The following is a 25,784-nucleotide window of genomic DNA, read 5'->3' as shown; positions in this document are numbered from 1 at the left end:
TCCCGAACGCCCTGCTCCAGCAAACCCAGGGCTAACCCTGAGCGCCTTCCTCGAGCACGAGCAGGTTCTCGTGCGAGAAACCGAGCGCCACCGGCTGACCGCGCTCGGGCAAACGGCGGTTCGGATCGTTGAAGACATCCAGCGAAATCACCTCGTCCTTCACGCGGGTGCGGATGCGCACGATCGCGCCGAGAAAACTCACCTCTTCGACGGTCGCCGTCAGCGTGTTGCGGCCCGCGACGGGCGGTTCCAGCACGATCGCCTCGGGACGCAGCGCGAGCATCCGCTTCTTGCCGGCGTCGTCGGCGGGTAGCGCCTGGGTGGTGCGCAGTTCCTGACCGTCGACAGCCATGCGTCCTGTGGACGGATCGACCACGTGCCCCGACAGAATGTTCAACGTGCCGACGAACGACGCGACGAAACGCGTGCGCGGAAAGTTGTAGATTTCGAGCGGCGTGCCGACCTGCTCGACGCGGCCTTCGTTCATCACGACGATGCGGTCGGAAATGGACAGCGCCTCTTCCTGATCGTGCGTGACGAAGATCGACGTGATGCCGAGTTCGCGCTGCAAGGCGCGAATGTCCTGGCGCAGCGAAATGCGGATCTTCGCGTCGAGGGCCGACAGCGGCTCGTCGAGCAACAGCACTTGCGGCTTGCCCGCGAGCGCGCGCGCCAGCGCGACGCGCTGCTGCTGACCGCCCGACAGTTGCCACGGATACCGCTCGCCCAGATGCGGCAGCTTGATCAGTTGCAGCATGTCGTCGACGCGCTTCTTGATCTCGCCTTGCGGACGATGCGCGATCTTCAGCCCGAAGCCGATGTTGTCCGCGACCGTCATGTTCGGAAACAGCGCATATGACTGGAACACCATGCCGACCTTGCGCTGCCGCGTGCGCAAATGCGTGACGTCGCGGCCGTCCAGACGGATCGTGCCGCGTGTCGGCGACTCGAAGCCCGCGATCATGCGCAGCACCGTCGTCTTGCCGCAACCCGACGGCCCGAGGAAGGTGATGAACTCGCCGCGTTCGATCTTCATGTCGAAGTGATGCAGCGCCGTGTTCGCGCCGAACGTCTTGTGCAGATTGTCGATCTCAAGAAATGCCATGACGGTGCCTCAATTCAACATCAGGGTTTTTGCGCAGCGAGCGTGCGCGCGGAGCCGAACACCTGGATCAGTCCCATCGACGCCCACGTGACCACGAACGCGATGATCGCGAGCGCCGACGGTTCATACGCGCGGTTCGCGCCGATCAGCTGCAGATAGGGGCCGAACGCCGGCCGGTCCAGCAGGCTCGCGAGCGTGAACTCGCCGATCACGACCGCAAAGGTGAGAAACGCGCCGGACAGAATGCCCGAGCGGATATTCGGAAAGATCACCTTGAAGAGAATGGTCGGCCAGTTCGCGCCGAGACATTCGGCCGCTTCCGTCAGCGAACGGATGTCGACGGCGCGCAAGCCCGCATCGACCGCGCGGTACATGTAGGGCAACGACAGCGTCACGTAGCCGAACACGAGCAGCAGATCGGTCGCGCGTTCGTTCGACGTGAGCGGCAGAATCGAACTGCTGTTGTAGATGCGCAGATAGCCGAACACGATCACGATGGCGGGCACGACGAGCGGCAACAGCGTGATGAACTCGACGATGCCGCGCAACTTCGGCAGGCGAAGTTGCACCCAGTACGCCGTCGGCACGACGAGCAGCACGCCGACGACGATCGTCAGCAGCGCCATCAGGATCGAATAGCCGAACGACGCCTGAAAATGCGGGTCGCCGAGCACCACCTTGTAGGCGTCGAAGCTATACGTGCCGCGCCGCATGCGCAGACTGAACTCGAAGGTCGCGATCAGCGGAATCAGGAAGTACAGGGAACCGACGATCATCGCCGTCCATGCGCCCACGCGCGATTGCCTGTTCATCGGCGGCCCCTTTCAACACGCGAACGCAACCAGATATAGCCGCCGTTCGACAGCCCCGTCACGAGGATCATGCCTAGCGCGAGCGCATAGCCGAGGTTCTGGTTATGCAGCACGTCGCCGCGAATCTGCGCGTAGAGCAGAATCGTCACGATGTTCAGCGAGCTGCCCGTCAACGCATACGCCGTCGCGACCGCGCCGAACGAGTTCGCGAACAGCAGCAGCGTCGCGCCGAGCACGCTCGGCCACAGCACGGGCAACGCGACATGGCGCCAATACTGGTAAGCCGTGCCGCCGAGGCAATCGCACGCCTCGCGCCATTCGCGCCGGAGACCGTCGAGCGCGGGCGTGATGATCAGCACCATCAACGGAATCTGGAAATACAGGTAGGTGATCGTCAGGCCCCAGAAGCTAAGGATGCTGAAGCCCGTCGAATAGAGATTGATGTCCGCGTACTTCTTCAGCAGCACCGTCACGAGACCGACGCGCCCCAATGTGCAGATGAACGCGAACGCGAGCGGCACGCCCGCAAAGTTCGACGCGACGCCGGAGAACGTCAGCAGCGTCGGACGAATCCAGCCCGGCAGCTTGCCGTGCACGGCCGCCCATGCGAGCAGCGAGCCGAGTACCGCGCCGCCGATCGCCGAAGCCGCGCTAACCTTGAAGCTGATCCAGTAGGCGTCCATCACGCCCTCCTGGAACAGCTCGCGCATGTTGGCTAACGTGAAGTGGCCCTGCGCATCCTGAAACGCGCCGACCATCAGGAAGCCCGTCGGCAGAATCAGGAACAGCAGCGCGAAGATGAAGAACGGCAGCACGCCGATCCATGTCCAGACAGGCGACGTCCTGCCCGGGCCGTCGACCTTCGGCGCAGGTTGCGGCACGGACGGAACCAGCAGGTCGGCCTGACCGCCGGGCCCGGCTCCCGATGAAGCGCTCATAACTCATCCTCGAACAAACTCAACCGCTTCGTCTCGCCGTTCCATCCGGCGCGCGATGCGGACCGAAAGCGCGGCCCGCATCGCATCATGCAGCGCTTACTTGACGTTGGCGCCGACCACGGAGTCCCACTGCTTGGTCACGACTTCCTTCGTCGCGTCCTGCTGCTGGAGCGTCGGGAACACAGCGTTCTTGTATGCCGATGCGGGCGGCAGCTTGTCGAGCAACGCCTGCGGCACCTTCTTCTGCGACACGAGCTCGTTGTAGCGGATCGGGTGGCAATAGCCCGTCAGCCAGCCGATCTGGCCTTCGTCCGAGTACAGGTATTCCAGCCACAGCTTCGCGGCGTTCGGATGCGGCGCGTAGGCGCTGATCGCCTGCACATAGACGCCCGCGACCACGCCCGTCTTCGGCACGACCACCTGCACCTTCGGGTTGCCCTTCAGCGTGTCGCGATCGGCGAGCGCGTTGTAGTCCCAGCGCACGATGATGGGCGTCGTGCCTTGCGCGAGCGATGCGGCCTTGCCGATTACGGGTACGAAGTTGCCGTTCTTGTTCAGATCGGCGAAGTACTTGAGACCGGCTTGCGCGGCCTTGCTCGCGTCGCCCTTGGCGGCGGAAAGACCGGCGGCGTACACGCCCTGGATTGCCTGGTTCGCCGAGCGCGGATCGCCCGCAAGCGACACGGCGTTCTTGTAATCGGGCTTTTGCAGATCGGCCCAGTCGGTCGGAATCTTGTCGATCATGTCGGCGTTCACTTCGAACGACAGCACGCCGTAGTAGTCGCCCGTCCAGTAGCCTTCCGGGTCCTTGTTTTCGTTCGCGATCGACTTCCACGTCGACACCTTGTACGGCTGCAGCAGACCTTGCGCCTTGGCCGTCGGACCGAACGACAGGCCGACGTCGATCACGTCGGGCGCCTGCGGACCCTTGTTGCCCTTGTTCGCCTTGATCGCTTCGACCTCATCGCCGGAGCCGGCATCGGGGTTCAGTTCGTTGATCTTGATGCCGTACTTCTTCTGGAAGTCCGCGATCATCGGACCATAGCCGCACCAGTCGTGTGGCAGCGCGATCACGGTCAGCTGTCCTTCCTGCTTCGCCGCGGCGACGAGCGCATCGGGCGGCGCTGCGACGGCATTCCCCGCGGCGGCCACGCCGGCCAGCGCCGACGCCGAAATGAAACAACGCAACGTGGTCGGTTTCATAGTTTTCTCATCCTCTGCCGAAAATTGCTACGTTAGGAAAACTGCATGTCGACGTCTTTCGATGTGCGTGCCTGCACGCTTATGTCTGGCTCACGACGTCCGCGCCGATCATATCGAGGCGATCGGTACAAATCATGTCAACGCCCCACCTCGCCAGTTCGCGCGCGCGTGCCGGTTCGTTCACCGTGTACGCGAGCACACGCAAGCCGGCATCGCGGATCGCGCGGATGTTCTGTTGCGTCAGATGCTTGTGGTCCGCATGCAGCGACACACAGCCGAGTTCGCGCACGATCGCGAGCCAGTCGTCGGGCAGCGCCTCGAACAACATGCCGCGCGGCAGCGACGGCGCGGCGTCGCGAGCGGCCTTCAGCGCGTCGAACGAAAACGACGACAGGAGCGGCTTCTGCGCGCGCCACAGGTCTTTGGCCGCGAGCGCGACCAGGCGCCCCGTGATTTCGTCGCGGCCGGGACAAGGCTTGATTTCAATGTTCGCTGCAATCGCTTCGCTCGCGCAGCGCGCCGCTACCTGCGAGAGCGTCGGCAGACGCTCGTCCGTATAGCGCGGATCGAACCATGCGCCGGCATCGAGCGATGCCAGTTGATGCCATGTGTGCTGCGCGGCCGGGCCGTGCCCGTTGGTCGTGCGGTCCAGGTCGTCGTCGTGCAGCAGGAAGATCTGGTCGTCGGAAGAAAGCTTCGCGTCGAACTCGATCATCTTGTAGCCAAAGCGCGCGCACATCTCGAAGCCCGCGAGCGTGTTCTCCGGCGCGAGCTTGCCGCCGATGCGATGCGCGACGAGCCGTGGATACGGCCAGTCTGCGATTAATGCCTGATCGATCCCGTTGCCCATCGTGCTTGCCTTCACAAAGATCTGATGGAACTGCGGCCTGCGTGCGCCGATGTATCTTATTCTGAGGATCGCGAATGGATGCTATTCCATCCGCAAAGCGACGCAAGCTTGTCAATGCACGACATCGCGCTTGCCTGGAACATGGTGCAGCGCATATTTCATTTCGTTTTCGAAAATGTGCTGTTCGCGATGTTTCAAATCGGGCGCGAATGTCTCAAAATGCGAAGGCTAAATACAAATACCCAAAGTTGCAAGCTCCCAAAAAAATACAACCGCAAAGGACACAGGCAACCCGCCTGTCATGCATTTTGACATCGCATCGACATAATCCGTTGGTAGTGGTTTATACGGAAACGTGCGCATGGCAAGCGGTGCGAAGAGCAGAGCGCGAGCAGCACGCAAAACGTTAAATACGACCAGGCGAGGAACGATACGCATGTGGCAGGAAGACCGTCATCAACGAATACGCGCGCTGCTCTCGACACTCAAACGTGTGTCGACGGAGCGCATCATGGCGGACCTGGGCGTATCGCGCGAAACCGTACGGCGCGACCTGGTCGATCTCGAAGCGCTCGGCGAGTTGCGCCGCGTGCATGGCGGCGCAATCAGGCCCGCCGACGAAGCGCCCATTGCCGAGCGTGCGCAGGCGCACGTTAAGTCGAAGAAGGCCATCGCGAAGGCGGCGACGGGCGTCGTGGCGAGCGGACAGACGCTTTTCATCGACGCAGGCACGACCACGGCGGCGCTCGCCGATGAACTCGCGAAGCTCGCGAACCTGACCATCGTTACCAACTCGATCGACGTCGCGATGAAGATGCGCGGCGCGCCGGATAAACGCGAGTCGTCGGCAAACGAAGTCATTCTGCTGGGCGGCTCGATCAGCGACCGCGCATTGTCCACCACGGGCGAGACGACTATCCTCGATATCCAGCGTTATCGCGCGGATATCGCGCTGCTGTCGCCCGTCGGCGTCGATTCGAAACACGGCGCTAGCAACTACGACCTCGCGGAAACCGATGTCGCGCGCGCGATGGTCGCCAACTCGGACAGCGTCGTGATACTCGCCGACTACAGCAAAATAGGCCAGCGCAGCCGCATCGCGTATTGCCCGCCCGAAAAGATCGATCTGCTCATCACCAACCGCAAGGCGGCGGAAGTCGCAACGTTCGCGCAACTCAAGCGCAAGGTCGGTAAGGTGATACTCGCGTGATGTCTTGTGTGCGGCGGGTCACATTTGTTGGGGCACCGTGTCGGCGGGCACTTCTTCATGCATGCGTTTGCGCAAACGCGTATCGTGCAGTGCGCCCGCCGCGTCGAGCACCGGATAGGCAGTCGAACAGAACAGCGAGTTGAGCCGCTTCATGTCGCTGATCACATCCAGATGCAGCGCGCTCGTTTCGACGCTTCGCAACGTCTGTCCCGAGAGCCGGTCGAGATGCTTGTACGAATAGGCGCGCTCGAGATCGCGGAAACGCTCCTTCTCGGCGAGCAGTAGCTCCGCGCAACGCAGATCGTTGTTCAGGAACACCGACATGCCCAGCTGCAGATTGCCCACCAGCCGCGTGTGCAAATCGTCGAGTTCGCTCAAGCCTTCTTCCGAAAACGCGAGCCGGTGCGCAATCTTCTTCTCTTCGATGTCGGTGACGATGCGCTCGATGATGTCGCCCGCGTGTTCGAGGTTGATCGTCAGGGCGATGATGTCGGTCCAGCGGCGGCTGTCGGCGTCATCCAGTTGCTCGCGCGAAACGCGTGCGAGATAGGCTTTGACCTCTGCATACAGATGATCGACGTCGTCGTCCATGCGGATCGTGTCGCGTGCCTTCGCGAGATCGTTGTGATGAATCAGATGCGAGACGTTGTCGAGCATCGACCGCACAATATCGCCGATGCGCAGCACCTCGCGCGCGGCATTCGACAGCGCGAGCGCGGGCGTGGCGAGTGACGCGGCGTCGAGATGAATCGGACGAAGCTGACCGTTCGGATCCGGCCGCTCAGGCAGCACGCGGCAGCATGCGCGCGCGACGGCATCGATCAGCGGCATGCACGCGCAGCAGCGCAATGTGTTGTAGATCACATGGAAGCCGACCACGGATTCGCGGGGATTGTTGATCAGGACGGGCAAGCCACGCGCGAGCAGTGACGTGAAGGGCAGGATCAGCAAGGCGCCCGCCAGCTTGAACGCGAGGCTGCCGAGCGCGAGCCGGCGCGCCGCGGTGTTCTGCGCGACCGTGCCTGCCAACGCGAGCAATCCGCTGCCGAGGTTCGCGCCGATCACGAGACACAGCGCCACCTTCAGCGAGATCACGCCCGAGGACGCAAGCGTCGCCGTCAGCAGCACGGCGGCGAGACTCGAATACGAAATGACGGCGAAAGTCGCGCCGACCAGCGCATCGAGCATCGTGTCGCCCGTCAGCGCGCCGAACATGACGCGCACGCCGGCGCCGTGCATCATCGGCTGCGCGGTTTCGACGATCAGATGCAGCGCGAGGAGAATCAGTCCCAGCCCGATCAACGTCCGGCCGACCTGGCCCAGGCGGTTCTGCTTGCGAGAGAGAAAGAGCGGCACGCCGAAGACGATCAGGAACGGCGACAGCCACGATAGATCGAGTGTGAGAATGCGCGCCATCAGCGCCGTGCCGACATCCGCGCCGAGCATGATGGCGAGGCCGCTTGTGAGCGGCAGCATGCCTTGGGCAGCAAATGACGTGACGATCATCGCCGTGGCATTGCTGCTCTGCACGAGACTCGTGACGCCGACGCCGGCGGCGAAAGCCTTTGCGCGGCTATTTGTGCTGCGCGCCAACGCGCGCCGCAGATCGGCGCCCCACACGCGCAGAATACCGGTGCGCACGATGTGCGTGCCCCACACCAGCAGAGCGACACCCGACAACAAGTTCAACAGGATCAACATAGGCACGACGCTTCAGGACTTCCGCGATCGCCCGGAATGCATGCGCCGTTGCTGCTGGACGCGTGCGTCCGGATCTCATGCTGCCTAGTGTTGCATAGTTTTGCGTTGTTGTAATTTTGTGCGTTTTGTTTTTTTGTGGCATTTGCAACAGAATGTGTGCGGTGCTGCGCATGGTGGGTGTGTTTTTTTTGTCCTTGTGCATGCTTTTGCGGTGGCAGTTGCGTTTTGTTAGCGGGCATCCGCGCATTGTTAGCGTGCTTCACGCGTCGCTCCTGTGCGTTTGCCTTTGCGCTGGCGTCCGCGATTCGTTAGCTTGCTTCAGGCGTCGCCGTTTGGTGTTTGGGCCTTTTCGCGGGCATCCGCGCGTTGTTAGCGTGCTTCACGCGTCGCCGTTCGGTGTTTGGGCCTTTTCGCGGGCATCCGCGCATTGTTAGCGTGCTCCAGGCGTCGCTCCTGTGCGTTTGCCTTTGCGCTGGCGTCCGCGATTCGTTAGCTTGCTTCACGCGTCGACGTTCGGTGTTTTGCCCTTTTCGCGGGCATCCGCGCATTGTTAGCCTGCTTCAGGCGTCGCCCCTGTGCGGGGCGGCACCTACTTTTCTTTGCCGCCGCAAAGAAAAGTAGGCAAAAGAAAGCGGCTCACACCGCCAGCGCTAATTCTTGCCTGAGGGCCCCCAAAGGGTCTTACGCTTCACACGGCAACCACATGATCCACGTCCGTTGCTAACGCTCTGAATGAGCGCCTCACCCACTTCGCGCACCTGCGTGTCAGCATGCCTCACCAGACAGTCCACGGCCGCCCAGGTGGCAAACTGTGTGTAGGCTTTCGCGCCATACACGCATCACTCCGGACTGGGTAGCACGATTGGTGTTTCTGGTAAGAGCGCTAACGTATGTGGTGCGACAACCTACACACAGTTTGCCACCTGCGATACCATTCGCTGCCGCTTGCCCGGGTACGGGTAATCGAAGCGGGTGAGGCACCTGTTCGAAGCGTTGGCAACGAGCACCAGCCACGGTACTGGCGTGTGAAGCGTGGGGCCGTTGGGGGCCCGTGGGCAAGGGTCAAGAATTGGCGGTGTGAGCCGCTTTCTTTTGCCTACTTTTCTTTGCGGCGGCAAAGAAAAGTAGGTGCCGCCCCGCACAGGGGCAACGCCTGAAGCGAGCTAACAATGCGCGGATGCCCGCGAAAAGGCCAAAACACCAAACGGCGACGCGTGAAGCAAGCTAACGAATCGCGGACGCCAGCGAAAGCGAAAGCGAAAGCACAAGCACCCCCCCACGTCGCAGACATAAAAAAAAGCCCGCTTACGCGGGCATTCCCTGATCAGTCGGCATCTGCCGACAGACAAAGACAACGACAAAATCAAAAACAAACCTCACACCACCCCAGCATCATGCGCCTGCACATCCGCGTGATAACTCGAGCGCACCATTGCGCCAACAGCCGCATGCGTGAACCCCATCTTGTACGCTTCTTCCTCGTACATCTTGAATGTATCCGGGTGCACATACGCCCGCACGGGCAAATGGTGTTCCGAAGGCTGCAGATACTGCCCAATCGTCAACATATCGACGTTGTGCTCGCGCAGATCGCGCATCACCTGCAAGATTTCTTCTTCCGTTTCGCCCAGGCCAACCATCAAACCAGATTTCGTCGCGACGTCCGGATGCAGCGCCTTGAAGTCCTTCAGCAGCTTCAGCGAATGCGCATAATCCGACCCGGGGCGCGCTTCCTTGTACAGACGCGGCACCGTTTCGAGGTTGTGGTTCATCACATCGGGCGGCGCCGCGTTCAGGATGCCGATTGCGCGATCAAGACGGCCACGGAAGTCCGGCGTCAGGATTTCAATGCGCGTCTCCGGCGACAGCTCGCGCGTCTTCGCGATGCACTCGACAAAGTGCGCCGCGCCGCCATCACGCAGATCGTCGCGATCGACGCTCGTAATCACGACATACTTCAGCTTCAGCGCGGCGATCGTGCGCGCAAGGTTCAGCGGCTCTTCCGGATCGAGCGGGTCGGGACGGCCGTGACCGACGTCGCAGAACGGGCAGCGGCGCGTGCACTTGTCGCCCATGATCATGAACGTCGCAGTGCCCTTGCCGAAGCATTCGCCGATGTTCGGACAGCTCGCTTCCTCGCACACCGTGTGCAGGTTGTGCTCGCGCAGAATCTGCTTGATCTCGTAGAAACGCGAACTGCCCGTCGCCGCCTTCACGCGAATCCAGTCGGGCTTCTTCAGTTTTTCGATCGGAACGATCTTGATCGGAATGCGCGCGGTCTTGGCTTGCGCCTTCTGCTTGGCGGTCGCATCGTAGGGCGCCGCAGCAGCGGCGTTGACAGGACTCGAGGCTGCGGGATTCGCGGTAACGTCAGTCATTCGTTCGTTCCAGTCAGGCGGTGATGGCACCGGCCTGCGGTAGGCCGACGGCTGCGGGGACGCCGTCGATGTTGGCGATGAGGCTTGCTGCAAGGGTTCGGGCTACGTCGTCCCAGCCGGCTGCGACGCCAAGCGTCGCCATATCGACTGTTTCGAGCCCCGCGTAACCGCACGGGTTGATCGCGAGAAACGGCTGCAGGTCCATTTTCACGTTGAGGCTGACGCCGTGATAGCTGCACCCGCTACGGATCTTGAGGCCCAGCGCGGCGATCTTCGCGCCGACATGCAGCCCGGCGTTCGGCTGCTCAGGCGCGACATAGATGCCCGGCGCACCCGCCTTGCGTTCACCGGCGAGATTATACGCCGCGAGTGTGTCAATCACGGCCTGCTCGATCCGCGTCACCAACTCGCGCACCATCAGCTTGCGACGGCGCAAGTCGAGCAGCAGATACGCGACCACCTGGCCGGGACCGTGATACGTGATCTGCCCCCCACGATCGACCTTGACGAGCGGAATGCGACTATCGGCAGTGAGCAGATGGGCGGGATCGCCGGCCTGGCCGAGCGTGAAAACGGGCGGGTGTTCGACGAGCCAGATTTCGTCAGATGTTTCGGCGGTGCGCGAATCGGTGAACGCGCGCATCGCGTCGAAGCTGGCCTGATAGTCTTCCGAGCCGCGCCAGCGCACGATCACCGGCTGTGCGGCACGACTTTGCGGCGCGGCCTCCGACGCAACGGCGTCAGGCTGGATGGAACTCGAAGACTCGGGGGACGGTGAAACCGGCGTGGCACACATGATTCCGGCAGTTTACCGAAATCCCGCGTGCCTCGCCGACCACGCGGGCAATAACTGGGATCAGGAGCAGTGATCAGACCGTGCGCCATCCGGAACGCAGCCACGCGCCAACGCGTTCGCTGGCACGCGCGGCCCAGTTGAGCGCCTTTTGCTCCGGCCGCGTCGGCACGTAAAACGCCACCCGCGCCTGCGTGCCGCGCTCGACGGACAGCCACAGCCGCTCGCCGCGCCGCAGACGCAGCGTCTTGCCCGGCTCGAGCCAGTAATCTTCGACGTCGTCGCTGCGGGTCACCCACACCGCGCCGCCTGAAACGGCCAGGCGCGTACTGCGCGTGATCTTCATCGGAACGGTTTCACCAGCTACGATTTCAAACGTGATGCTAGAGGAAATTTCTCGCATGATGGGCCTCGCCAAAAATCGTTTCATGGCTACAATCCTATATGTGACAAGGGTTTACGCCAAACGATCAATTTTCACCCTTATGTGAGAAAAATTGCGATGGACCTCCGCCAGCTGCCCGCCCTGAATGCGATCAAGGCCTTCGAGGCCGCCGCCCGTCACGAGAGCTTTTCGCGCGCCGCGGACGAGCTGTACGTCACGCACGGCGCCGTCAGCCATCAGATTCGCGCGCTCGAAGAAGAACTGGGCGTGAAGCTTTTCGCCCGCGACGGCAAGCGCGTGCGGCTCACCGATGTCGGCCGCCGCTATGCCGCGCAGGTGCGCACGGCCCTGATCTCGCTGGCGGAGGCGACGCGCGAGATTCGCGCCGGCGACCGCGACCGGCGGCTGGTCGTGTCGATGCTGTCGTCGTTTGCGGCACGCTGGGTGACGCCGCGCATCGGCAGCTTCATCGAGGCGAATCCGCAATGGGATCTCGAACTGCTGTCGACCAACGCGCTCACCGATTTCGCCCGCGACGACGTCGATTGCGCGATCCGGTTCGGCTACGGTGACTATCCGGGGCTGCACGCCGAACTACTGCTAGAAGAGGTGTTCTTTCCGGCCTGCTCGCCGACCTTCAACGGCGGCAATCTGCCGAAAGTGCCCACCGACCTCGCCAACGTGCCGCTGCTGCGCTCCGACGACGAACTATGGCGTCCGTGGTTCGACGCGGCCGGCCTCACCGACTGGCCGGAGCCGAAGCGCGGCGTGCTGTATCAGGATTCATCGAACCTGCTGCAGGCCGCCAGCGACGGCCAGGGCGTCGCGCTGACGCGTCGCTCGCTGGCGATGCACGAAGTCGCGGCGGGCCGCCTCGTGCGGCTATTCGACATCGACGGGCCGAGCCCGTGGCAATACTTCTTCATCTGCACGCCGCAGATGCTGCAAACGGCGCGCGTGAAGGCGTTCCGCGACTGGGTGTTCGACGAAGTCGGGCGCTTCAGGCAACTGTTCGAGAGCGCGTGTAGCGAGAGCGCGAAGCGCGCGAGGCCGGATAAAACGCAGGGAAAAAGAGAGACACAAGCTGAGCCGAACGCGTTGCACGTCCGGAATCCGGCGGCGCAGGCGGAACGCTGAAGCGCTGCCGCCCGCTCACCGGCCCAACAATTACAGCACAACCTTCACCATCGGATGCCCGGTCAGCGCCCGGTAGATATCGTCCAGATGCTCGCGATTCAGCGCGCGCACCGTCACTGTCAGGCCGGTGTAGTTACCGCCGCTAGACGGCCGCACTTCGACACGCGCCGCATCGAAACCGCCATCGAACCGGCGGATCACCTCGACGATGGTTGTCTGGAATTCCGGGTGCGACTTGCCCATCACCTTGATGGGGAAATCGCACGGAAAATCTATCAATGATTCGTTCACGGCATTCATCCTCGACTCCTTCATTCACCGCACGCAATCACCGTATATGACTGCGTGCGGCGAAAAAGCAAGCCGCAGGTTTCCTTCTTGTCTACGGCTTACTTCTTCTTGTTGAACATCAGCATCATCGAATCCCACACGCGGCCGACAATGCCCGCCTGCGGCACCGCCTGCAGCGCCACGAGCGGCACCTGCGCGAGCGTCTTGCCGTCGGCGACGAACTTCACCGTGCCGACCTGCTGACCTTCGGCGATCGGCGCGATCAGCGGATCGACGTGTTCGACCTGCGGCTTGGCCTTGTCGGCCATGCCCTTCGGCAGCGTGATGTACTGGTCCGTCTTGACGCCCAGCTTTACGGTATCCTGCGAGCCCTTGTAGACACGAGGCGTCTCGACCACCTGATTCGCCTTGTACAGGCGCACCGCGTCGTATGCGGAATAGCCGTAGTTGAGCATCTTCAGGCTGTCCTGCACACGGTCGTGTTCTTTCTGCTCGCCCATCATCACCGTCACCAGACGGCGCGACGCATCGGGCACGCCCGGCAGCGGACGCTTCGCGCTCGCGATCAGGCAGTAGCCGGCCGCTTGCGTATGACCCGTCTTGAGGCCGTCGACGGTCGGGTCGATCCACAGCAGACGGTTGCGGTTCGGCTGCTTGATCTTGTTATACGTGAATTCCTTGACCGAGAAGATGTTGTAGTAATCCGGATAGTCGCGGATCAGGCGCGCCGACAGAATGGCAAGGTCGCCCGCCGTCGTGTAGTGCTGCGCGTCGGGCATGCCGTTCACGTCGGCGAAGTGCGTGTTCTTCATGCCGAGCTTTTGCGCTTCCGCGTTCATCATGTTGACGAACTGCGCCTCGCTGCCGCCGACCAGCTCAGCCAGCGCGATAGCGGCGTCGTTGCCCGACTGGATAATCATCCCGTAGACGAGATCGTGCACCGTGACGGGCTTGTTCGCCTCGATGAACATGCGCGATTCGTCGTTCTTCACGCGCCGCACAGCCTCGCTCGGATTGACCGACTGGTCCATCGTGATCTTCTTGGTCTGCAGCGCCTCGAACGTGAGGTATGCGGTCATCAGCTTGGTCAGCGACGCCGGCTCGACGCGTTCATCCGGATTGCCCGATGCGAGCACCTGGTTGCTGGTTGCGTCGACGAGCACCCACGAGCGCGCGTTCACGCCCGGCGGCGGCACCTGCGCGAACGCCGTGCCGGCGATCAGCGCGGCAGGCAGCGCAAGACCCAGCGCCAGCTTGCTGGCGGCGGATTGCGGAACGAAAGAAACAAGGCTGGGGAGGCTGAAAGAGCCGGGATTCGAAAAGCGCATAGGATCGATTCGGGCAGAAATGGGCTGGTGCGCAGGATGCGCAGTTCGGATGATTCGCGTGATGCCGGACTGGCAGTCACCGCCGCGCGCGAGTGTCATAAGCGGTACAAGTGACCTGAATGACATAAACGCGGCACGGCGTGGTTTTGACTGCTCGTCAGACTGTCTGTCACGCGGTCGGTTCGCGCAGCGCGCCTCGCATCTCGCGCCGAATCCGCTGCCATGAACTCACGAGCGAGGCGATTCGATCCACCAGACGGGCAATGCTGCGCCCAAAAAAGAGCGCTCATTATACGCGCCGCCGCCTGACAATTTGCCGTACATCATGGAGTTTTCCCGCATTTTTCGCGGGTTTTTACAACATCGGCGGCACGCGGCCGCCGATGTTTTCGTGATACGCCTGCGCCGTGAAATCAGCGCCACGCGTCGACGATGATGCGCTTGAGGATATGCAGCTTGCGATGCAGGAAATGCTCCGCGCCCGGAATCACCACGACGGGCAGTTCCTGCGGCTGCGCCCAGTCGAAAACCGACTGGATGGGCACGGTATCGTCGGTTTCGCCGTGAATCACGAGCGTGTTTTCGGGCACGGGCGCGACCTCCCAGCGGCTCGCCGCCGTGCCGACGAACACCATCCGCTCGATCTCCTGCCCTTCTTCGCGCAGCCGCGCGGCGACGTGCGAGAGAACGAACGTGCCGAACGAAAAGCCCGCGAGCACGAGCGGCAGATCGGCGTGGCCCGGCTGCTCACGCATGTGGTCGAGCACCGCGCGCAAATCGTCCCGTTCACCGATACCGGCGTCGTGCGTGCCTTGCGTTTCACCGACACCGCGGAAATTCGAGCGATAAGTGATGTAGTTCAGCTGCACCAGCGTGCGCGCGAGCGTCTGCGCGACCTTGTTGTCCATCGTGCCGCCGAACAGCGGATGCGGATGCGCGACCAGCGCGATGCCGCGCGGCGCGGCTCCGCCGTCGCGGCTGGCGTCGGGCGCATCGACGGCGACTTCGATCTTGCCCACCGGGCCGTCGATCAGATATTTCTTCGTGTGTACGTTCATCTTGTATGGACGAGTGACGCGGTTGAAACGCTACGGATCAGCGGTCGATCAGCAGGCGCTCGACAATCTTGCCGTTGGCGAGATGCGAATCGACGATCTCGTCGATATCGCTCTTGTCGACGTACGTGTACCAGACGCCTTCCGGATACACGACGACCGTCGGCCCTTCCTCGCAGCGGTCGAGACACCCCGACTTGTTGATGCGCACCTGGCCGGGACCGGCAAGGCCGAGCTGTTTCACGCGTTTCTTCGCGTATTCCTGCATTTCCTGCGCGCCGCAGTTCGCGCAGCTCGGACGCGTTGCGCCCGGTTCGCGCTGATTCAGACAGAAAAAGACGTGATACTTGAAGAAGGAATCCATGGTGGCCGACGTGTGAGGTGCGTGGACGAAGCGCTGCGCATGCGTGACGCGGCTCGTCGTAAGCGGAGATAAGAGGTCCCGTCGATTATAACGACGGGGATCGAACATCGCAGATTGCCGCGGGCGTCGATCGCGCCGATGGCGCCGTCGCACCGGCAGCGACCCGGCATGTATGCCTGCTACGCGCGCGAGCCGCGCCGCTTCGACAGCAATGCGCGTTCCGCCGACAACCCTACCCAAACAAGCGCCGCATACGGCCACATCCACGCGAGCCAGCGCGCGAGGCCATTGAAATGCAGATAGCGGCCTTGCCGCCAGTCGGCGAGCACGACGTCGAAATACGGGTTCACGGGCAGCAGATTGACGAACACCAGCGAAACGCCGAGCGCGATCGCCGCGAGCGCGACGCGCGAGCTGCGCGGCAGCATGAGCGTCAGCAGCATCGCGATGAAACCGCCAGCGAGACCGATCAGCGCGCCCGGCGTCGCCCAGTTGAACGCGAGGCCCGATTGCGATTGCAGAAACGTCGCGCCCGCCTTGACGGCGAGCGTCGCCACGACGAACGCGATCAGAAGGCGCACGCGCGGCGCGCGCTCGCGCATCGGCAGCGAGGCGAGCGCGCCTGCCGCCAGCAGATTGAGCGCGGTGATGATGGCTTCCCACGCATCGTCGGGCATCCACGCGGCGACGAGCGCCGGCCACGCCGGCACGTGCCACGTGGCGGGCGCCCAGGCGAGCAGCGCATCCTGCATCGAGGCGTCGGAGCGCAGCCACAGCTCGCGCGGCCACGAGCCCAGGCCGAGCAACAGCGGCGCCGGGTACATCGTCGCGACCGGCCACAAAGCCGCCAGCCCGATCACGGCCGTGCTGTCGCGCTCGAACCACAGGAAGCGCATTCGCCGCAGCATGCCGCGATCGAGCAGCGCGCCCGTCAACGGCGACATCAGCGTCGCGCCGAGCAGCGCGCCCAGCGCGTTCGCGGCGAGATCGAGATTGGACGCGACGCGCGTCGGCAGCCAGGTTTGCACGGCTTCCATCAAGCCCGACAGCAGCGTGCCGAGCCCGAATGCGAACGCCACGGCAGCCGCGCCGCGCCAGCGCGGATAGACGGCGAGCACCACCAGCGCGCCGAACGGCATATAGCCGAGCACGTTCGTGACGACATCGAAGGCCGTCAGATACTGCGGGAAAGGATCGAAGAGATAGTCGAGCGGGCCAATGCCGAGCGAGCGCCAGCCATAGAACGGATACCACGACCCGTAGACGATCAGCGCCGCATACAGCAGCAGCGCCTGCCTCGCAAACGCCGACGGCCGCCGCTGCCATGGCTTGTCAGCCATCCAGCGCTCCCGTGACCGCGCGACAACGCGTCATTGCTGCGCGACGAGCGCCTGCACGCCGAGCCAGGCGGAAATCTGCGCGACGAGGTCGTCGGTGGCTGCAGCGAGCGCGCGCGCACCGCCTGCGGCGTCGGCGGAACTCGCGGGCGCGCGGGCCATGAAGGTGCGCTGCCCGACCACCTTGCCGTCGACGAACAGCGTCGTGCGCGCGGTGACGGAGCCGTGGCTCTCGGACTGGCCGTCGAAGTCCTGCTCGAACTCGTCGAGGTCCACCTTCAGCACGGGCGCGCGCACGCCGTCGCCGCCCGTGAGCACCGTGCCGCGCGACGACAGCGCGTTGCGCAGGCGCTGCGTGACGAGTTGCGCGGGCGGCATCGTCCAGTGGCTGTTCGCGTACGAGGCCGTCTGCTGGGAGTCCGAATAGCTCATGCGATAGATCAGCTTGTCGGAATCGAGCGTGGCCGGCGCGGTGACCTCGAGCACCTTGATGGCCGGCATCGTGCCCGTGCTGCCCGGCAGCGGGGCCGGGCCGAGGTCGTAGCGGATATCGGAGAGCGCGGCGGGATTGCCCGCGCAGCCGGCCAGCGCGCCGAGCAGGAGGAGCACCGCAGCGAGCGCGGCGCGCGAGGTGAAGAGACGGTTGATCGAGCGTGACATGCTGTGTTTCCTTTGAAATTCATTTGGCCGCGTGGCCCGCAGGCCACACGAAGCCCGGTTCGCCGGGACCGGGCGCGGCGCGCGGCGCGCCGAACAGCACGCTGTTGGGCGCTTCGTCGAACGTGTTCGCGGCGCGGTCGACGGAGCGCACGGCGGAGCGCACGTCTTCCGCCAGCGAATTCACGCGCGGCAGCGTGTCGTAGCCGACGCGCGCCGAAATGTCCTGCAGCGTCGCGTTCATCGCCGTCAGCGCGTCGCCCGCCTGCTGCGCAGCCGTGCCGACCTTGTTCAGCGTGCCTTCCAGCGGACCATCCGGGCGGTTCAGGCTGGTGATCATCCGGTTCGTCGAAGCAAGCGTCTGATCCAGCTGATTGAGCGTGCCCGGCAACTTGCCGACGGCGGGGCCCATCTGCGCGGTGAGCGTGGTGACGCCATCGGCGGCGTGCTGCAGGCTCGCCGCCGTCGCCATCAACTGGTCGCGCATTTCCGGCGACAGCAGCAAGTCGACATCGCGCACCGTCTTTTCGATCTGCCGCAGCAGCACGTCGCCGCGCGCCTGCAACTGATCGAACAGACCCGGACGCATGGGCAACTGCGCGACGTCCTTGGCCGACGACACGAGCGGCGAGAGATCCTTCCCCGTATCGTCGAGCTGGATGAACGCGAGGCCCGTGACGCCCTGCAGCCCAAGCGTGCCGAAGGTGGAATGCGTGATCGGGGCGTTCTTGTCGACGAGAATGCGGATCAGAATCTGCCCCGGATGCGCGCGGTCGAACTTGATCGACTGCACCTTGCCGACGTCGAGGCCGCGATATCGTACCGCAGCATCCGGGTACAAACCTGTGACATTGGTCCGCGCAATCAGATCGAAAGGTATGCGCACCGACCGGTCGACATTGAACAGAAACGCCGCCGCAGCAATCGCAACCACCATCACGACGGTGAAGAGCCCGGCCCAGAAGGCGTGTGATTTGTTTTCCATTGTCAGGTTCCTTCGGCGTTCATGGCGCGGTGCGCAGCGGAATCGCTTCCGACGCGGGCTCCAGCGCTTCGGGCGGCAGCTTCATGCGCCGTTCCGGCGACAGGCCCTGCAACGCGAGCCGCCCGCGCAGCCCGAGAAAATACTCGCGGATAAACGGATGATCGTAGCCCGCCACTTCTTCGACGGGCGCCGCGACGATCACCTTGCGGTCCGCGATCACCGCGACGCGGGTCGACAGCGCGACCATCGTGTCGAGATCGTGCGTCACCATCACCACGGTCAGGCCGAGCGCGCGATGCAACGCGCTGATCAGTTCGACGAATTCGTCGGAGGCCTGCGGATCGAGCCCTGCCGTCGGTTCGTCGAGGAACAGCAGTTCCGGCTCCAGCGCGATCGCGCGCGCGATGCCCACGCGCTTGACCATCCCGCCCGACAGCGCCGCCGGCATCTTCGACGCGTGCTTGCACGGCAGCCCGACCATTTCGAGCTTCAGCATCACGATGTCGCGCAGCAGGTCTTCGGGCACCTTGCCGAGTTCGCGCAGCGGCTGCGCGATGTTGTCGAACACCGACAGCGACGAAAACAGCGCGCCATGCTGGAACAGCATGCCCGAGCGCACGCGCATCAGGCGGGCTTCTTCCTTGTCGAGCGTGGCCATGTCCTCGCCGAACACCTTGATGTTGCCCGAGGTCGGCCGCTCCAGCCCGAGAATCTGGCGCATCAGCGTTGTCTTGCCCGAACCCGAGCCGCCGACGATCGACACGATCTCGCCGCGCCGCACGTCGAAGTCCAGGTGCTGGTGGACGATGTTGCGCCCATAGCGTTTGGTGAGGTTGCGCACCTCGATCACGGTTTCGGCGATTTCCGGCAGCGGCTGGTCCCGTACGGCGGTGGTGAGCGGCGCGATCATGACAGCCCCACGTTCTGAAAGAGAATCGCGAACACGGCGTCGGCGAGAATCACGACCGTGATCGATGTGACGACCGAGGTCGTCGTGCCCTCGCCGAGGCTCTGCGAATTGGCCTTGATGCGAAAGCCGAAGTGACAGCCGACGATCGCGATCAGCATGCCGAACACCGTGCCCTTGCCGAGCCCGATCCACAGATTGGCGACGGGCACGACGGTCGGCAAGGCGCGCGCGAAATACGACATGTCGATTTGCAGCACGAGCTTCGCGGCAAGCGCGCCGCCGAGCAGCGAGATGATGTTGGTCCACATCACGAGCAGCGGCATCGCGAGCGACAGCGCGAGCACACGCGGCAGGATCAGGCGCAGGCCGTGCGGAATGCCCATCACGCGCATCGCGTCGAGCTCTTCGGTCACGCGCATCACGCCAATCTGCGCGGTGATGGCAGAGCCGGAGCGCCCCGCGACGAGAATCGCCGACAGCACGGGCCCGAGTTCGCGCAACACCGACATGCCCAGAATATTCACGATGAACTGGTTCGCGCCGAATAGCCGCAACTGCTGCGCGGACAGATAGCTCAGCACGATGCCGATCAGAAACGCGACGAGCGCGGTAATGGGCAGCGCCTGCGTGCCCGCGCTGTAGACGTTCGCCGAAATCTCCTTCCACGGCGCGAGCTTCGGATTGCGCGCGATCGCCACCAGATCGATGATCACACGGCCGAACATCGCGATGCCGCCATACAGATGCTCGACGAGCGCGAAGATACCGAGGCCGAGCTTCGTGAACGGATCGAAGCGGTGCACGGGCTCCGGGTTCTCGCGCACGGTGTCGAGCAATGCAATGCGATCGAAGATGTCGCGCTGCGTGTCGTTGAGCGCGACGAGATCGACGGGCAGCTTGTAGCCCCACACGCGCCACAGCGCCTGGCCGCCCACGTGGTCCATCCGCTCGACTCGCGACAGATCCCATTGCGCGACGTGCGCACGGCTGTCGATCAGTTCACGCAGACGCGGCAGCGCCTTTCCGTGCAGTCGGTCGCGCGCGAGCGCGAGCGCCGTCCACTGCCCGGACAGGCGGACGATCTTGCCCTGGCTGCCTGCCGCCACTTCGAGGCCGGGAGGAGTGTCGTAGTTCAAGGATCGCTGGATGTGGTTATCGGATTAACGGGCATTGTAACGAAGCGTTCGAGATTGGGTCCTGGTGGGATGCGCGGCAGGGCGGCATACCGCGCGCATCTCGTGAACAAGGCGCGGCCGGCGCATCTATCGATCACGATGACAGGCGCAGTAGCTAAAATACCCTTCATGAATACTCCACTCTCCCCCAGCCCTTCGGGCGACTGGCGAATCGACCGGCAGCGCGCCGTCGCGCTGTTCGGCCCGGCTGCCAATGACTGGCCGATCGAAATCGTCGAAGAAACCGGCTCGACCAACGCCGACCTGATGGCCCGTGTGAAAGCGTTGCCGCGCGAACCCGGCGCGCTTGCGCGGCCGATCGTGCGCGTCGCCTATCTTCAGACGGCAGGACGCGGCCGGCGCGGCCGCCCCTGGTATGCGGAGCCGGGCAATGCGCTGCTGTTCTCGGTTGCCTGCGTGCTGCCGCGGCCGCTCGAAGGACTCGCGGGTCTGAGCCTCGCGGTGGGTGTCGCGCTGGTCGACGGCCTGCGCTCGCTGCCCGTCGCCGGTCCCGGCCAGATCGCGCTGAAATGGCCGAACGACGTGCTGCTCGAAGGCGACAAGCTCGCCGGCATCCTGATCGAAACGGCATGGAGCACGCCGGACGCGAGCGCGGTCGTGATCGGCATCGGCACGAACGTGAAGGGCGCCGAGGAACTCGCAGCCAAAGTCGGCGCGCTCAACGCCGGCGTGCCGGCGCAAGCGCGCGGCGCGGCGCCGACGGCGCTCTCGCGTGCCCTGCCGAACGCGAATCTCACCGACACGCTTGCCGCCGAGCTCAACGCGCTCGAACCCGCGTTGCAACGCTTCGGCGTTGAAGGCTTCGCGCCCTTCCGGCAGCGCTGGAACGGCTGCCATGCGTATGCGGGACGCGATGTCGTGCTGTTCGAGCAAGGCGTGGAAATCGCGCGCGGTGTGGCTGCGGGCGTCGACGATCTCGGGCAACTGCTGCTCGATACGCCGTCCGGCCAGCAAGCCATCGCGACGGGAGACGTGTCGCTGCGTCTCGCGGACGAAGCAAGCGGCGCCGCATGAGCGCGCCGTATCTGCTGATCGATGCGGGCAATAGCCGCGTCAAATGGGCGCTGGTTGATGCGGATGGTACACAGACGCACTCGGGCGCGTTCTCGCATGGTGGTCAACTGGTAAAGGGCACTGGCGATCCGTTGCAGTCGCGGCATGAACCCGATTGGTCGACGTTGCCCGCACCGGGTTCTGCATGGTTATCGAATGTTGCAGGGGACGCGGCGGCGCGCCGTATCGATGCATTCATCGACAGGCGCTGGCCCGGTCTCGCGCGCACGACGATCCGCTCGGCCGCGCAGCAGTGCGGCGTCACGAACGCATACACGGCGCCGACGCAGCTTGGCAGCGACCGCTGGGCGGGTATGATCGGCGCGCGCGCCGCATTTCCGGGCGAGCCGCTCCTGATCGCAACCTTCGGCACGGCGACGACGCTCGAAGCATTGAACGCCGACGGCGTGTTCGTCGGCGGATTGATCGCGCCCGGCTGGTCGCTGATGATGCGCTCGCTCGGTGAGCACACGGCGCAATTGCCGACGCTCGACGCCACGGCCGCGCGCGGCCTGCTCGACGGCGATGCCGCCGGCGCGAGCCAAGGCGCGCCGCTCGCGCGCGCAGCGTGGTTCGCAACCGATACGCCGCGTTCGTTGTCGTCGGGATGCGCGCTGGCGCAGATCGGCCTGATCGAGCGGATGTGGCGCGATCTGCAGGACGAATGGAAAGTGTCCGTGCGGCTCGTCGTGAGCGGTGGCGCCGCGGGCGAACTGGTGCAGGCGCTCGGCGTGCCGTACACGCGTCACGACTCGCTCGTGCTGGCGGGACTCGCGCTGATCGCCGCGCAGGCATCGGCCAGTCCGCCGACGGACGCTCACCCGGCCTGAACGCCGGGCTACTGAACAAGCAAGCTGGAGAATTTCAACGATGCTGCGCTGGCTACTCGCCCTGCTCTTTCTCGCCAACATCCTCGCGTTCGTCACGATGCGCGGGCTGTTCGGTCCGTCGCCCGCCGCCGGGCCGCGCGAGCCGAATCACCTGAACCGGCAGGTCCGTCCGGACCAGTTGCGCGTGCAGCCCATGTCGTCCGCCGATGCTGCGGATCTGGCTGTCGTCGGCGGTCCGGCGCCCGTTGCGCCCATCGCGGCTTCGGCGTTGCCGCAGTAACGCGGACGTCTTCTACGACGCGGGCTGCGTGCCCGCGTCGCCTTGCGCTCAGCCTTGAGCGCGCACCTTCTTCAGAAGCGCTGTCGTCGAGCGGTCGTGCTCGAACGGAATTGCCAGCGCCTTGCCGCCCCAGCCGCGCACCAGCGCGGATTCGGGCAACTTGTCCATGTCGTAGTCGCCGCCCTTCACCAGCACGTCCGGACGCAGTGCGTCGATCAGCGCGACGGGTGTCTGCTCACCAAAGCACACCACCCAGTCCACGCTCTCCAGCGCCGCCAGCAGCGCCATCCGGTCGGCTTCGTTGTTGATCGGCCGGTCGTCGCCTTTGCCCAGCATGCGCACCGACGCGTCGCTGTTCACGCCGACGATCAGCGTCGCGCCCAGTGCTTTCGCGTCCGCGAGATAGGTGACGTGCCCGCGATGCAGGATGTCGAAAACGCCGTTCGTGAACACCACGGGGCCTGTCAGCGACGGGCGAAGTTGAGCGAGGGCGTCGCGTGTGGTGAGCTTGCGTTCGAAGGTAGCAGCCATGAGAGCAATCGTTGAGCAGGTTGGAGAGGCGAGACGCGCCTCCGAGAATAGAAGACGCACGCCCGCGACAAGGCAAAAAAAACGGCCCGGCGGGTTCTCACCTGCCGGGCCGTTGCGTTTCTGTGCGACGCGCCGGGCGGTCGGCCCGGCCGGCGCGCGGCCCCTATCAGGCCGGTTGCTGTTGCGCAGTCTGCTGGCTAGCCTGCAGACGCGTCACGACTTCCTTGCGATAGCGGTTCAGTTCCTGAGCCGTCGTGAACGAGCGCTCGAACAGAATGGACAGGTTATGCAGAATGCGTTCGACCACCTTCTTTTCCCAGCCGTCGTCGAAACGGATCTGCTCGTCGAGCCAGCGCTCGAGCCACTCGGGATCGGGCAGGCGCGATTGAACGGTGTCGCGCGGGAACAGCGACTGGTTCACGTGCAGGTTGGTGGGGTGCAGCGGCTTTTCCGTGCGGCGCGCGGATGCCATCAGCACACCGATCTTGGCGAACGCGGCGCGCGCGCCGTCGCCGAAGTTCGTCAGTGCCTTCTTCATGTAGCGCAGATACGCGCCGCCATGACGCGCTTCGTCGCGCGAGATGGTTTCGTAGATGTGCTTGATGACAGGCTCGGTGTGCCATTCAGCCGCGCGGCGATACCAGTGGTTCAGGCGGATTTCGCCGCAGAAGTGCAGCATCAGCGTTTCGAGCGGCGGCGCCGGATCGAATTCGAAGCGCACCGCATGCAGTTCTTCTTCCGTCGGGCACATCTCCGGCTTGAAGCGGCGCAGGTATTCCATCAGCACCAGCGAGTGCTTCTGCTCTTCGAAAAACCACACGCTCATGAATGCCGAGAAGTCGCTGTCATGGTGGTTATCGCGCAGGAACATTTCCGTGGCGGGCAGCGCTGACCATTCGGTAATCGCGTTCATCTTGATGGTCGCCGCCTGCTCGTCTGTGAGCAGCGACGCGTCGAATTTGTCCCAGGGAATGTCCTTCTCCATATCCCATCGAACGGACTCGAGCGATTTATAAAGTTCCGGATAAAGCATGGTGTTCATGATCCCACCCCTGTTCTGCGCAAGGCGACGTCTGTTATCTGTTGCTACATTTGCGGCCGACGAACGGGAACTTTCGGAAACTTTCTCCGTCGTCAGCGCAGCATTCAATTTTACGCGGTAATCGGTTGCCAAGATGCAAGTGTTTGGCAAAAGAACTACTGCGGCTCGTGATACGTACGCGATTTTCGTGCCTCGCGTGCGCGGCCAACCGTGGGTGAGGGAGAACCTTTGCCTGGGGTCGTGCCAGCCTGCCGCCGAACGACGGCATTAGGGTCCGCAGCGGACGAACCGGCACCGCATGACACCGGCTAAAACGGCGAATCTGGCGATCTTCGCACGCGTCCGCGGGCCAGAAAAAGCTTACACAATAATAGCATGCGGCCCTTACACGCCCCATTTTCGGACCGTCGAAACCCGCTTTGGCATTGACGTAAAACAACGTCGGCACGCGTTGACCGCACGCTGTCAAAGGAATGTGCTAACGCGGCGACATTCCGTCGCAGTTCGAGGCGCGCTGGCCGTCGCGGCCGCGCGCGCCCGTTTCATCGCATACACCCGCGTTCATTCGGACGTCGACGAGGTCTTCCTGGCGGACGATGCGCCCGGCCGTTTCGTGCTGGCCGCACGCTTCGCGGCGGGACGCGGCGCGTCATCGGATTTCGCCTGCGCGGCGCCTTCCGGGTCCGGCTCGGGCGCGTCGTCGGGTTCGAGATCGCTCGGTTCGATTCCCGCGCCCGCTTCGGATGCGCCCGTCGCCGTCGTGGCCGGCGGCTGCGCCATCGCGAACTGCGCGATCTGGTTGAACTGCGCTTGCAGCAGATTCCACCAGCCGGACGCATCGAACGCGGGCGATGCCGTCGACTCGCCTGCTTCACCCGCTTCCGGCGCGCTCGCAGCGGGCGGCGGCTCGTGCCGCGGCGGCGCTTCAGGCGCGGGCTGCGTCATCGATTGCTGCGCAAACGCGCCGAACGCGCGCAGCGTCGCGAGCGTCGCGCGCTGCACTTCGAGCGCCTGGATCGCCGACTGCAGCATGTTCAGATTCAGCTTGAGCCATTGCTCGACAGCGCGCATGTCGGTGATGCGCTTGTCGAGTTCCTCGACGTTCGTGAGCGGCGCCATCATGTCGGACATCATCGACAGCGACGGCACGAACCCCTGCGCCGAAGCCGGACTCGTGCCCGGGAATGCTGCGCCGAACGGCGTGAGCCGCATCATGCCCCACATGCGATCCAGCATCTCGGCGGGGGGAAAACCTGGAAATCCGGGGAAAGGCGGCGTCGAGCCGGGATTGTCGGTCATTGCTGAGCTCCTGTGTTCGGTTCTGGGCCTGTGGCGCCTGTTGCCGTTCGCTTATCGCGGTTCGCTTATCGTGGTTCGCTTATTGTCCTTCGATCCAGCCTTCGAAGCGACGTT

Annotated in this window: 26 protein-coding genes; 5 read left to right on the top strand and 21 right to left on the bottom strand. The window is 64.0% G+C overall.

Annotated features, from left to right (window positions below):
- Positions 1–31: 31 nt before the first annotated feature.
- The 5 genes from C2L66_RS01430 to ugpQ form a co-directional block, all read right to left on the bottom strand.
- Positions 32–1,105: an ABC transporter ATP-binding protein gene (locus C2L66_RS01430; RefSeq protein WP_054929601.1), complete on the bottom strand. Its 1,074-nt coding sequence runs from the start codon at positions 1,103–1,105 to the stop codon at positions 32–34.
- Positions 1,106–1,125: 20 nt separating this feature from the next.
- Positions 1,126–1,917 carry an ABC transporter permease gene (locus C2L66_RS01425; protein WP_054929600.1) on the bottom strand — a complete coding sequence of 264 codons (792 nt, stop codon included), beginning with the start codon at positions 1,915–1,917 and terminating at the stop codon, positions 1,126–1,128.
- The gene (locus tag C2L66_RS01420; protein ID WP_060599325.1) at positions 1,914–2,855 is read right to left on the bottom strand and encodes an ABC transporter permease; all 942 of its coding nucleotides are present in this window, start codon (positions 2,853–2,855) and stop codon (positions 1,914–1,916) included. Before C2L66_RS01420 ends, C2L66_RS01425 begins: the two co-directional genes overlap by 4 nt.
- Positions 2,856–2,951: 96 nt before the next feature.
- Positions 2,952–4,058 carry an ABC transporter substrate-binding protein gene (locus C2L66_RS01415; protein WP_054929599.1) on the bottom strand — a complete coding sequence of 369 codons (1,107 nt, stop codon included), beginning with the start codon at positions 4,056–4,058 and terminating at the stop codon, positions 2,952–2,954.
- Positions 4,059–4,137: 79 nt separating this feature from the next.
- Positions 4,138–4,908 carry a glycerophosphodiester phosphodiesterase gene (ugpQ, locus tag C2L66_RS01410; RefSeq protein ID WP_060599326.1) on the bottom strand — a complete coding sequence of 257 codons (771 nt, stop codon included), beginning with the start codon at positions 4,906–4,908 and terminating at the stop codon, positions 4,138–4,140.
- A 436-nt stretch (positions 4,909–5,344) separates the two neighbouring features.
- On the opposite strand from ugpQ, the gene C2L66_RS01405 reads away from it, so the two are divergent.
- Positions 5,345–6,118, top strand: a complete 774-nt coding sequence (locus C2L66_RS01405; RefSeq protein WP_060599327.1) for a DeoR/GlpR family DNA-binding transcription regulator — start codon at positions 5,345–5,347, stop codon at positions 6,116–6,118.
- 18 nt (positions 6,119–6,136) lie between these two features.
- On the opposite strand, the gene C2L66_RS01400 is transcribed toward C2L66_RS01405, so the two are convergent.
- The 4 genes from C2L66_RS01400 to C2L66_RS01385 form a co-directional block, all read right to left on the bottom strand.
- Positions 6,137–7,819, bottom strand: coding sequence for a Na/Pi cotransporter family protein (locus tag C2L66_RS01400; protein WP_060599328.1), 1,683 nt, complete (start codon positions 7,817–7,819; stop codon positions 6,137–6,139).
- A 1,376-nt stretch (positions 7,820–9,195) separates the two neighbouring features.
- Positions 9,196–10,197 (bottom strand): lipoyl synthase, encoded by a 1,002-nt coding sequence (gene lipA / locus C2L66_RS01395; RefSeq protein WP_035986875.1) that lies wholly within the window; start codon positions 10,195–10,197, stop codon positions 9,196–9,198.
- A gap of 13 nt (positions 10,198–10,210) precedes the next feature.
- The gene (gene lipB / locus C2L66_RS01390) at positions 10,211–10,993 is read right to left on the bottom strand and encodes a lipoyl(octanoyl) transferase LipB (protein ID WP_060599329.1); all 783 of its coding nucleotides are present in this window, start codon (positions 10,991–10,993) and stop codon (positions 10,211–10,213) included.
- A gap of 73 nt (positions 10,994–11,066) precedes the next feature.
- Positions 11,067–11,393, bottom strand: a complete 327-nt coding sequence (locus C2L66_RS01385; RefSeq protein ID WP_054929595.1) for a DUF2917 domain-containing protein — start codon at positions 11,391–11,393, stop codon at positions 11,067–11,069.
- 99 nt (positions 11,394–11,492) lie between these two features.
- On the opposite strand from C2L66_RS01385, the gene C2L66_RS01380 reads away from it, so the two are divergent.
- The gene (locus tag C2L66_RS01380) at positions 11,493–12,512 is read left to right on the top strand and encodes a transcriptional regulator GcvA (protein ID WP_054929594.1); all 1,020 of its coding nucleotides are present in this window, start codon (positions 11,493–11,495) and stop codon (positions 12,510–12,512) included.
- Between the two features lie 30 nt (positions 12,513–12,542).
- Here the strand turns inward: C2L66_RS01380 and C2L66_RS01375 are convergent, their stop codons facing one another.
- The 9 genes from C2L66_RS01375 to C2L66_RS01335 form a co-directional block, all read right to left on the bottom strand.
- Entirely contained in the window at positions 12,543–12,812 is a 270-nt protein-coding gene (locus C2L66_RS01375; protein ID WP_054929593.1) for a DUF493 family protein, read from the bottom strand.
- 89 nt (positions 12,813–12,901) lie between these two features.
- Positions 12,902–14,131, bottom strand: a complete 1,230-nt coding sequence (locus C2L66_RS01370) for a D-alanyl-D-alanine carboxypeptidase family protein (RefSeq protein ID WP_054929633.1) — start codon at positions 14,129–14,131, stop codon at positions 12,902–12,904.
- Positions 14,132–14,544: 413 nt separating this feature from the next.
- The gene (locus tag C2L66_RS01365; RefSeq protein WP_054929592.1) at positions 14,545–15,189 is read right to left on the bottom strand and encodes an alpha/beta hydrolase; all 645 of its coding nucleotides are present in this window, start codon (positions 15,187–15,189) and stop codon (positions 14,545–14,547) included.
- 37 nt (positions 15,190–15,226) lie between these two features.
- Positions 15,227–15,550, bottom strand: coding sequence for a (2Fe-2S) ferredoxin domain-containing protein (locus tag C2L66_RS01360; RefSeq protein ID WP_054929591.1), 324 nt, complete (start codon positions 15,548–15,550; stop codon positions 15,227–15,229).
- Between the two features lie 179 nt (positions 15,551–15,729).
- Positions 15,730–16,890, bottom strand: a complete 1,161-nt coding sequence (locus C2L66_RS01355; protein WP_060599330.1) for a VanZ family protein — start codon at positions 16,888–16,890, stop codon at positions 15,730–15,732.
- Positions 16,891–16,920: 30 nt separating this feature from the next.
- Positions 16,921–17,547 carry an ABC-type transport auxiliary lipoprotein family protein gene (locus tag C2L66_RS01350; RefSeq protein ID WP_054929589.1) on the bottom strand — a complete coding sequence of 209 codons (627 nt, stop codon included), beginning with the start codon at positions 17,545–17,547 and terminating at the stop codon, positions 16,921–16,923.
- A 19-nt stretch (positions 17,548–17,566) separates the two neighbouring features.
- Entirely contained in the window at positions 17,567–18,529 is a 963-nt protein-coding gene (locus tag C2L66_RS01345) for an MlaD family protein (RefSeq protein ID WP_060599331.1), read from the bottom strand.
- Positions 18,530–18,548: 19 nt separating this feature from the next.
- Positions 18,549–19,439: an ABC transporter ATP-binding protein gene (locus C2L66_RS01340; protein WP_060599332.1), complete on the bottom strand. Its 891-nt coding sequence runs from the start codon at positions 19,437–19,439 to the stop codon at positions 18,549–18,551.
- Positions 19,436–20,575, bottom strand: a complete 1,140-nt coding sequence (locus tag C2L66_RS01335) for an MlaE family ABC transporter permease (protein WP_054929587.1) — start codon at positions 20,573–20,575, stop codon at positions 19,436–19,438. Before C2L66_RS01335 ends, C2L66_RS01340 begins: the two co-directional genes overlap by 4 nt.
- Positions 20,576–20,743: 168 nt before the next feature.
- On the opposite strand from C2L66_RS01335, the gene C2L66_RS01330 reads away from it, so the two are divergent.
- The 3 genes from C2L66_RS01330 to C2L66_RS01320 are packed head-to-tail and all read left to right on the top strand — an operon-like array spanning position 20,744 to position 22,798.
- Complete coding sequence (locus C2L66_RS01330; RefSeq protein ID WP_176052241.1) at positions 20,744–21,649, top strand: biotin--[acetyl-CoA-carboxylase] ligase; 906 nt, start codon at positions 20,744–20,746, stop codon at positions 21,647–21,649.
- The gene (locus C2L66_RS01325; RefSeq protein WP_054929586.1) at positions 21,646–22,518 is read left to right on the top strand and encodes a type III pantothenate kinase; all 873 of its coding nucleotides are present in this window, start codon (positions 21,646–21,648) and stop codon (positions 22,516–22,518) included. The genes C2L66_RS01330 and C2L66_RS01325 overlap by 4 nt, the downstream gene beginning before the upstream one ends.
- 40 nt (positions 22,519–22,558) lie before the next feature.
- Positions 22,559–22,798, top strand: coding sequence for a hypothetical protein (locus C2L66_RS01320; protein ID WP_007577754.1), 240 nt, complete (start codon positions 22,559–22,561; stop codon positions 22,796–22,798).
- A 48-nt stretch (positions 22,799–22,846) separates the two neighbouring features.
- Here C2L66_RS01320 and rfaE2 read toward each other — a convergent pair whose 3' ends face one another.
- From rfaE2 to C2L66_RS01305, 3 genes are all read right to left on the bottom strand, one after another.
- Positions 22,847–23,329 carry a D-glycero-beta-D-manno-heptose 1-phosphate adenylyltransferase gene (gene rfaE2, locus C2L66_RS01315; protein WP_035986907.1) on the bottom strand — a complete coding sequence of 161 codons (483 nt, stop codon included), beginning with the start codon at positions 23,327–23,329 and terminating at the stop codon, positions 22,847–22,849.
- Between the two features lie 166 nt (positions 23,330–23,495).
- Positions 23,496–24,371 (bottom strand): ferritin family protein, encoded by an 876-nt coding sequence (locus tag C2L66_RS01310; RefSeq protein WP_054929584.1) that lies wholly within the window; start codon positions 24,369–24,371, stop codon positions 23,496–23,498.
- Between the two features lie 561 nt (positions 24,372–24,932).
- The gene (locus C2L66_RS01305) at positions 24,933–25,670 is read right to left on the bottom strand and encodes a PhaM family polyhydroxyalkanoate granule multifunctional regulatory protein (RefSeq protein WP_054929583.1); all 738 of its coding nucleotides are present in this window, start codon (positions 25,668–25,670) and stop codon (positions 24,933–24,935) included.
- Positions 25,671–25,784: the final 114 nt, after the last annotated feature.

It is taken from the genome of Paraburkholderia caribensis (assembly GCF_002902945.1).
Taxonomy (GTDB): domain Bacteria; phylum Pseudomonadota; class Gammaproteobacteria; order Burkholderiales; family Burkholderiaceae; genus Paraburkholderia; species Paraburkholderia caribensis.
This window is presented reverse-complemented; position numbering and strand designations above follow the sequence as displayed.